Raw genomic sequence first — 1958 nt, forward strand, 5'->3', positions numbered from 1 at the left:
CGCGGCCGTGGCCGTGGGGTCAGCGGTCGGGGCTGTGGTAGCCGGGCTGGGTGTGCGGTTGGCCGGCCTGCTGCTGTCCGCCCTGCTGCTTGCCGCGGTGAAGTGAGGCGGTGCGCTCCTCGTGGTGGTGCGGTTCGCTCTTGGGCCGGGAGTGGCGCTGCTTGGAGCCTCCGGTGGTGGCGTTCTCCTCGCTGGGGCTCTTGCCCGACTGGCGGGCCCTGCGGGCGGCGGCGCGGCGCTGCTGCTCGTTGCCCTCCATCTTCTTGCGGACCATCTGTGCTCCCCCTTTTTCTTCCGTCTCGGTCCGGTCGGTGGCCGGTGCGGGCGGGTTCATCCGCCGGTCCACCAGCGCATCGCGGTGGCGGCCGTCTGCTCGGGTACTTCGTGGCCGCCGGTGAACTCCTCGTAGGTGACGGGGTACTCGCTTTTCCGCAGTTGGGGGACGAGTCGCCGGCTGCAGCGTTCGATCGGCAGGACGCGGTCGCCGGTGCCGTGGGAGATGTGGAAGCGGGGGCGGCCGTGCCGGACGAGGGGGGCCATGAAGCCCGGAGAGAAGGCCAGGACGGCGGTGAACAGGTCGCCGTTGGTCACGCCGAGGGACAGGGCGTAGGAGGCGCCGTCGGAGAAGCCGGCGATGGCGACGTGGCCGGGCTCGACGGTGGTGCGGGCGAAGGTCTCGTGCAGGGCGGTGTCGAGGCGGGTCACGTCGGGCCCGTACCCGCCGGTGATCATGTCCCAGGTGGAGGCGATGGCCTGGGGGGCCAGGAGCATCGTGGCGGCGGCGGCCGCGTGGGGGGCCAGCCAGCCGAGGGCCTGTTCGGCGGTGCCGCCGGCGCCGTGGAGGACGACGGCCAGGCGGGTGGGCGGGTGGGGGGTCCGGGGGACGTGCAGCAGGGCCTGTCCGGTCAGGTGGTGGGTGCCGGGTTCGATGGTGGAGGGGGTGAGGGCGGGGCGGGCGGTCAGGCGGCCGTGCCGGGCTCCTTCGTCCGGGTGGGCGTGGGCTGGAGCCGTTTCCGGTACCGGCACTGCGATCACCTTTCACCGTGGTGCTGTCGGGTGCACCCTCCCCGTGCCCGCTGCCGTCTGGATGAAAGGGTCTATAGCTTCATATTTCAGTAATCGCGGTGGTGTGGGACTCCGTTCCGGCGGCCCGCCGGCCGGGCCGGGCCCGGCCGGGATGGATGGCCGCGGGCCCGCTCCGTCGCGATCGGCCGGCGGCGGCTCGGCGCGGGGCCGCTCAGCGGGTGGCGAGCAGGGCGGCGCCCAGTTCCGCGCCCCAGTTGCGGGCGCGTTCGGTCTCCCCCTCCAGCAGGGGGCCGGAGGTGCCGGCCACGTAGAAGCTGTGCGCCTCGGTGACGACCGGGAAGCCGTGCCTGCGCAGGTGCTTGGCGGCGCCGCGCGCGGCCGAGCCGGGGACCCAGGGGTTCTTGACGCGGGTGTCGAAGGCGGCGGCCGTCACGCGGGCGGGGCGCCGGTCGAGGGCGGTGAGCCACTCGCGCAGTCCGGCGCCTTTGGAGATCAGCCCGCCGGGTGCCTGCTCGGCGGCCGACTGGCGGGTGGAGGGCCTGCTCATGCCGAAGGCGTGGGTGGGGCCGCCGACGACGATCAGGTCCACGTCGTCGGCGATGACCGTCGGCGCGTCGGAGACCTCGGCGAGTTCGACGTCCATCCGGGTGGTGAGGCCCTCGGCGACCGCCTCGGCGATCGCCTGGGTGTTGCCGAACATCGATTCGAACACCACGAGTGCACGCATCGGGATCGCTCTCCTTCCGCCTGGATGCCGGTGTGGCCGGGTCCGTGTGCGGAGGTCCGCCACCTCCGCTCGGCGTCTCCAGCGTCCCGCGTGCCGCCGGCCGGCCGTAGGGGCCGATGGCCTGTGTGCCCGGGACGAAGGACCTCTGCGTGCGGTCCGCCGTACGGAGGACCTCGGGAACGGAGGATCCCGGAAACCGAGGACC

General features: G+C 73.6%; 3 protein-coding genes. All 3 read right to left on the reverse strand.

The features are described from left to right. Positions 1-19: 19 nt before the first annotated feature. Complete coding sequence (locus ACFOWE_RS23770) at positions 20-274, reverse strand: hypothetical protein (protein ID WP_377291401.1); 255 nt, start codon at positions 272-274, stop codon at positions 20-22. Positions 275-330: 56 nt separating this feature from the next. Continuing rightward, a complete protein-coding gene (locus ACFOWE_RS23775) occupies positions 331-1026 on the reverse strand; it encodes an alpha/beta hydrolase (protein ID WP_377291403.1) in 696 nt (231 codons plus the stop codon). A 211-nt stretch (positions 1027-1237) separates the two neighbouring features. Next, positions 1238-1753: a flavodoxin family protein gene (locus ACFOWE_RS23780; RefSeq protein ID WP_377291405.1), complete on the reverse strand. Its 516-nt coding sequence runs from the start codon at positions 1751-1753 to the stop codon at positions 1238-1240. Between the last annotated feature and the right edge of the window lie 205 nt (positions 1754-1958).

The sequence above is a fragment of the Planomonospora corallina genome (assembly GCF_042650625.1).
In the GTDB taxonomy this organism is placed as follows: Bacteria; Actinomycetota; Actinomycetes; order Streptosporangiales; family Streptosporangiaceae; genus Planomonospora_B; species Planomonospora_B corallina.

What these genes read in the sequence shown, in the direction of transcription:
- ACFOWE_RS23780 (WP_377291405.1), bottom strand. Translation starts at nt 1,753, where the DNA reads ATGCGTGCACTCGTGGTGTTCGAATCGATGTTCGGCAACACCCAGGCG.
- ACFOWE_RS23770 (WP_377291401.1), bottom strand. Translation starts at nt 274, where the DNA reads ATGGTCCGCAAGAAGATGGAGGGCAACGAGCAGCAGCGCCGCGCCGCC.